The sequence below is a fragment of the Flavobacterium succinicans genome, assembly GCF_001662485.1.
Classification (GTDB): domain Bacteria; phylum Bacteroidota; class Bacteroidia; order Flavobacteriales; family Flavobacteriaceae; genus Flavobacterium; species Flavobacterium succinicans_A.
On the sequence record NZ_JMTM01000029.1, the window covers coordinates 1 to 4,651 of the forward strand.

The 4,651-nt window shown below is 28.4% G+C and carries 6 protein-coding genes; 5 read left to right on the forward strand and 1 reads right to left on the reverse strand.

Going from position 1 to position 4,651, the window contains the following annotated elements; translation table 11 throughout:
- Positions 1-117: 117 nt before the first annotated feature.
- Positions 118-537 carry a hypothetical protein gene (locus FLB_RS05420; protein ID WP_064714954.1) on the reverse strand — a complete coding sequence of 140 codons (420 nt, stop codon included), beginning with the start codon at positions 535-537 and terminating at the stop codon, positions 118-120.
- A gap of 109 nt (positions 538-646) precedes the next feature.
- Between FLB_RS05420 and FLB_RS05425 the strand changes: the two genes are divergently transcribed.
- The 5 genes from FLB_RS05425 (at position 647) to FLB_RS05440 (ending at position 4,467) form a co-directional block, all read left to right on the forward strand.
- A complete protein-coding gene (locus FLB_RS05425) occupies positions 647-2,668 on the forward strand; it encodes an AAA family ATPase (RefSeq protein WP_064714958.1) in 2,022 nt (673 codons plus the stop codon).
- 2 nt (positions 2,669-2,670) lie between these two features.
- The gene (locus FLB_RS05430) at positions 2,671-3,156 is read left to right on the forward strand and encodes a hypothetical protein (protein ID WP_064714955.1); all 486 of its coding nucleotides are present in this window, start codon (positions 2,671-2,673) and stop codon (positions 3,154-3,156) included.
- 183 nt (positions 3,157-3,339) lie between these two features.
- Positions 3,340-3,561, forward strand: a complete 222-nt coding sequence (locus tag FLB_RS14245) for a hypothetical protein (RefSeq protein WP_157490550.1) — start codon at positions 3,340-3,342, stop codon at positions 3,559-3,561.
- Positions 3,548-4,279 carry a hypothetical protein gene (locus FLB_RS05435; RefSeq protein WP_064714956.1) on the forward strand — a complete coding sequence of 244 codons (732 nt, stop codon included), beginning with the start codon at positions 3,548-3,550 and terminating at the stop codon, positions 4,277-4,279. The genes FLB_RS14245 and FLB_RS05435 overlap by 14 nt, the downstream gene beginning before the upstream one ends.
- Before the next feature lie 2 nt (positions 4,280-4,281).
- Positions 4,282-4,467, forward strand: coding sequence for a hypothetical protein (locus FLB_RS05440; RefSeq protein ID WP_064714957.1), 186 nt, complete (start codon positions 4,282-4,284; stop codon positions 4,465-4,467).
- Positions 4,468-4,651 lie beyond the last annotated feature (184 nt).

A 4,651-nucleotide genomic window follows, 5' to 3' on the forward strand; every position in this document is an offset into this window, starting at 1 on the left:
ACGCTACAAGCAATTTGGGTATTAGGCTTAATTTGAAATTGGTTTTGTATTTGGAAGATTTGGCAAATCCGAAAAATGGGCTTAATTTAGTCCCAAACTGCTTGTAGCGCGGGAACGTTATGCGATATTTTGATAAGTGCGTCCATCGAAAGAAATACCATTATTTAAGAAACATTGTTTTATAAACGCAGAAAGCAATTCTCTATCATAAACTTTAATTTCTTCTTCCCATTCTGAATAACAATTTATATCATCGGACTGAAATCCATTTCCTAACCAACTTCTTGACCTTTTTACTTTTTTAACTTCAAAAGGAATGTTTATTTTATAACTTGCAATATCGTTTTTTTCTAAAAGTATTTTCTTTTCATTTTTTCTCTTAAATTTTATTTTAGGCAAAATTTTATAAGTAGATTTTCTTAAAGTAAGAGTGTCTTTTTTTGTAGAAATACCGAAAGAAAAAACATCGCATAACAGTGGTTTTGACTTATTGCCACATTCTGCTAAATTTTCAGTTTGCTTTGTATTTGTATTCATTGTCTTAAATTTAAAGATTAGGTCTTATTTTTTTGGCAACAAGACAAAGCCACAAAACGTTGCCTGCAAGCTTAACCAAAAAAACCGCCAAAAAAACAACACTAAAAATATGAAATTAATAAAAGCTAGAGTACAAAATTATAGAAGTATCAGAGATACTGGAGAATTTGAAATAGAAGAACTTAAAACTATTATGGTTGGCCCAAATGAAGCTGGAAAAACTGTAATTCTTCAAGCATTACAAAAATTAAATCGACCAGAAGGCGTAGATGGATTTGACGACATTAGAGATTATCCTCGTTCATTATATAATGATATAACAACAGGTAAAGTTAAATCTGAAAACATTGAAGTTGTTAGAGGATATTTTAGTTTGGATGACGAAGATAAAAAAGTAATTCCAAAAGAATTTCACGAATGTATTTATGTTTTACATCGAAATCTTGATAATAAAGGATATTATTTTTTACAAAATGCACCTGCCAAAAAGAAATTCATTGATGTTAAAAATGACTTAAATAGAATTTCATCACATATTGATAAACAGTTTTTAGATGATGTTGCTAATGCAGAAAAACCAAAACCAAGTGATAGTCTAAAAGTAATAACAGACACCTTAACTGATGACACTTTTTTCGACAAAGAATCTTCTGATAAAATCAAAAAATGGCTTGAAGCAAATTATTCATTGATAGATGAAGATAATACAAAAGAAGAGGAAAGATATGCGAAAATATTAAAAGAAATTGAATACAATAATGAATTTAAGAAAATAGAAGAATTAATTAATAGTAGAAAACCTGTATTTGTACTTTTTAATAACTTCTTTAAAGTAAAACCATTAATCCATTTAGAACATCTTGCTGACCGAATAGAAAGACAATTATTAGATGATGATAAATATTATGATTATGGTAATTTATGTCTACTAAAATTATTAGGTTTTTCTCCGAGAGAATTATCAGAGATTGGAAAAACTCCAAGCCCAAATAAGGATGATTTTGATGCGTTAAAAAAATATCGTGATACACTTGACAAACGTTCATATCAATTGGATGCTGCTAGTATTAGACTGACAAAAGAAATTAAAGCTATATGGAACCCAAATCCAAATAGACCAGAGGCTGAAAAAATAAACATATCAGCTGATGGTCAATATTTAAAAGTTGTTGTAGAAGATGATATAGGTGTAAAGATTGAATTAGATCAAAGATCAGAAGGATTTCAATGGCTTGTGTCATTTTATGTAGTATTTTTTGCAGAAGCAATGGATAAACACAAAAATGCAATATTACTTCTTGATGAACCAGGGATGAGTCTTCACGGACTAAAACAACGAGATTTTAGAAAAACATTATCAAAACTTTCCGAGCAAAACCAAACTATTTACACTACTCATTCCCCATTTTTAGTTGGACCAGATGAATTAGATTTAGTACGTGTAGTAGAATTAAAAGACAGAGAAGAAGGAACAAAGGTTCATACAACAATTTCTTCAAGCGACCCTGCTGGTCTACTTCCTTTACAAGAAGCTCTTGGCTATGATTTAGCTCAAAGTTTATTTACACAACAAAAGAACCTAATTCTAGAAGGACTAACAGATTATTGGTATATAGATGCTACAGCCTCATTATTAAGAGAATCAAATATTGAAAAATTAGACGAAAAAATCGCTTTAGTTTTTGCAAATTCTGCGGGTAAAGTTGTCTATTATGCAACTATTTTACACGCTCATAATTTAAAAATTATTGCTCTGTTAGATTCTGATTCTGCTGGAGACCAAGCCGCTCAACAAGAAAATTTAGTTCATACTTTAGGTAATAAAAACATATTACGAACTAAAGATTTCTGCGTAAATGTACCGAAAGCAGAAATTGAAGATTTATTACGAGAAACTTTAATAATCGTTGCAAACGAAGAATATTCAGTTAACGTAAAATCCATATCAGATGCACAACCTACTCGACCAATAATCGATATTTTTTCAAAAGAAATACCAAATTTTTCAAAATATAAATTAGCTAAAGCTTTTATAAAGTGGACACGTAATAACGAAGCAAATAATTTGACAGCGATTGAAATTGAAAATTGGAAAAAATTAATTCAAACAATAAATAAAAATTTGAAATAATTATGACTGATTTTTTTACTCCTTCTTTAGTAACTGCAATAACTTCTTTAGTAATTTCATTAGTTGCATTATTTCAATTTTATAGAAATCAAAATTTCCAACAAAAACAATTCAATAAAACTATAAATAGAAACTTAACAACTAAACTTTATGATTTAAGACTTGAAATATATCCAAAAGCATTTGAAATTACCGACAATATTTACAAAGATAAAGGAGGGAATTTTGATACTGAAAGACTTAAAAATACTCTCAACGAATTAATTGAATGGAAGAAAGGAAAGTTGAATTTAATTATATCTTCCGAAGCTTTGGAAAGTTATTATCAATTGAGGAATAACTTGATGAAAAATCCAGCAAATAACAATAATTATTCTGCTGAACAAATTGAAAAAATAACCAATTCTAATAATAATTTCAGAAAACAGTTAAGAAGAGATTTAGGCTTTCTATTTAAGGAAGAAAAAGAAAGAAGAAATAGCAAATAAAGCCAGCAGGCAACAGCAGTTTGGCAATATGGCGGGTTTTGGGCTTAATTTAAAGTTGGTTTTGTACTTGCAAAATCAGTCTTTAACCGAAAGTTTAGGCTTCCTTAATCCGCCACATCGCCAAGCTGCAAAACGTTGTAGGTAATTGTAAAAGAAACCGAAGCGTTAAAAAATAACGTGATAATGAAACCAACAGAAAATAGTATCTTTGATAAAATAAAAAAATACTTATTTATGAAATTTAAATGGTTTAAGAAAAATACTAAAAAATCTTTCCGTGTAAATTATGCTGGAGATATTTATGTAAAAAGTAAAGATATATTTTCAGATAAAGAAGAGTCTATAAAATATTTGAAAGAAGTAGCCGAATTAACTGGATTTAAAATAAACGATGGCAAACTTTGAATTTAACTATTTACTAATTCTGCCTTTATTGGGAGGATATGTTTTTCTAACATTTTTTAATTTTACTAAATATCAACACGGTAGAATTGAAACACAAAGATTAATATTTCATTCTATAATTGCAGGTTTAATGCTACTGATATTCACTCTGTATTTTGACAATTATATTTTAAAAAAGCACTTATTAAATTTTAGAGAATTTTTAGGAAAACTAGCTTTAGTTAATATTGCAGGATTAAATTTTTATCTCTTAGCTTTCTTCTTGTCACCTGTTTTAGCAGTTATTTTGAATATTCTAATTCCAAATAATATGATGATGAGGCTTGTCATTAAAATTTGGGGTGATGAGTATGAAAAAGTATATTTAAAATCACTAAGAGAAAAGGACAGAACTAAAAAATTAATACTTATAAGCTTAGATAATAACAAAGTCTATGTTGGATATTTAAAAAGAGTTACAAAGCCATTATTATCTCAACAAATAGATTTAATACCTGTCGTCAGTGGTTACAGAAATGATGTAACGAAAAAGATAACTTTTACAACTCCTTATATGAAGACCTTAATCAGTCTTATTGAAAAAGACAACGGTTTTTCAATTATTGATGAAGAAATGAAAATAGTTTTACCTAAAGATAAGATTATATCTGTTTCAAGGTTTTATCCTAAAGTTTACAAAGAGTTTCAAGAACAAATATTACAAATTGAAAATAGATAAATATGAAAAATTTTATAGAATTAATTTTTGACAATAAAGTTTCACACTACATTAGAATTGAACATATTTCAGTAATTGAGAACAGAAACGGGACAGCTATTATCTCATTACTAAATGGTGATGAAATAGAAACAAGTAGAGATTTTAATGAAGTTATAAAACAGATTAAAGAGAAATCTGACAAATAACAACTACCTACAACACACGCTACAAGCAAGCTGGGCAATTTGCTTGATTTGAAAAATAGTTTGTATTTGATACATTTGTTTTTAACCGAAAGATTACGCATCTTTAATCCCAGCCTGCGTGTAGCGCGGGAACGTTAGCTGTAATACTACCACAAAAAAACTGTAAAAGATGAATTATTGGAAA